This is a genomic window from Bradyrhizobium sp. UNPF46 (assembly GCF_006658625.1).
Taxonomy (GTDB): Bacteria; Pseudomonadota; Alphaproteobacteria; order Rhizobiales; family Xanthobacteraceae; genus Bradyrhizobium; species Bradyrhizobium nitroreducens.
The window spans coordinates 1-1,188 of record NZ_LFJB01000142.1 but is presented as its reverse complement, the minus strand read 5'-3'; the positions used below and the strand labels follow the sequence as shown (position 1 = coordinate 1,188).

Below are 1,188 nucleotides of genomic sequence, written 5' to 3'. Positions count from 1 at the left end.
CCATCCTCAACGCTATGCTGCGCGACCGAAAAATCTATAAGGTCGCACCGTCAACATAACAGTTGCCGGCTCTGCGCAGCAACGCTGGCGCGTTGCCGCTTGTCCGGGACACAAGGCATTACATCCTCTCCGCCGTCCACGTGCCCGTGCACAGCGCGCCGCGCCAGGTGCCGGAGCCGGAACTGCCGCTGAGGCGGCCGAAGCCGACGGCGCGCTTGATGCCGGTGCTCAAGGTGACGTTGATGCTGCCGGCGTCCGCGACGCGGCCCGACGCCGACACTGCGGCGTTGCTCGATGCGATCTGGCCGTTGCTGATGCCGATCGCGACGGTCGCGCCGTTGCCGCAAGTCTCGCTCGATGACGAGATGCGGACATTCCATGCACCGTCGAAAGTGGAGGTCGCCGCGCCTGCCTGCGTCAGCGGGAAGGCGATGGCGACGATGGTGGCGAAGAGACCTTTGCGAAAGCCGTTCATGACACGCCCCTTTGGGTGACCATGCGGGGAACCTGACATGGGCGCGGAACCGGCGATGTGAGACCTGTCACGCGCGCGGGAGGCTGTGTGAGGTAGCGCACCTCGCCAATCTCGCGGCAAAAGCAAAGGGGCCCGGTTCGCGGGCCCCTTGCAGTCGGATCGTCGATGTCGAAACTCAGTTCACCCGCGTCCAGGTCTGGCCGCCGCAGAACATGCCGCCGAAGGCGCAGCCCTGCACGCGCAGGCGGTCGGTGCCCTTCATCGCGATGGTCGAATCGTAGGTCGAGCCGGAGTTCGGATCGAGGATGCGGCCGGACCATTTCTGGTCCTTGCCGGGCTTCATGTTGATCAGGACCTGCTCGCCGTTCTGGTTCGATTTGCTGTCGACCGAATAGCCACAGAGATTGCTGCCGCACTGCTCGATGCGGACCTTGCCTTCCTTCTCCTCGGTGAGCCAGATCCCGAGCGGTGAATTGAGATCGCGGGTGGGCGCAGCCGCCGGGGCAGGCGGAGCCACGGCCGCAGCCTGAACCGGGGCAGGTGCGGGGGGCGCCGGAGCGGGTGCCGGAGGCGGCGCAGGAGGGGCCGCGGCTACGGTCGGGGCCGGCGGTGGTGTCACGGCGGGAGCGGCCTGCTGCGTGGCCGGCGCGGGCGCCGGAGGAGGCGCGGGCGGCGGCAGCACGGCGGTCTCGGCCGGCGCGTTGCTCGCGGTT

At 68.2% G+C, this 1,188-nt stretch carries 2 protein-coding genes; both read right to left on the bottom strand.

Features of this window, described 5'->3' with window-relative positions:
- Positions 1-118 precede the first annotated feature (118 nt).
- Positions 119-475, bottom strand: a complete 357-nt coding sequence (locus UNPF46_RS37180; RefSeq protein WP_142253333.1) for a hypothetical protein — start codon at positions 473-475, stop codon at positions 119-121.
- 175 nt (positions 476-650) lie between these two features.
- On the bottom strand, positions 651-1,188 hold a 538-nt coding region (locus tag UNPF46_RS37175), incomplete at its 5' end, for a DUF2147 domain-containing protein (protein ID WP_142253332.1).

Coding starts and splice junctions, on each gene's coding strand:
- UNPF46_RS37180 (WP_142253333.1), bottom strand. CDS start 475: ATGAACGGCTTTCGCAAAGGTCTCTTCGCCACCATCGTCGCCATCGCC.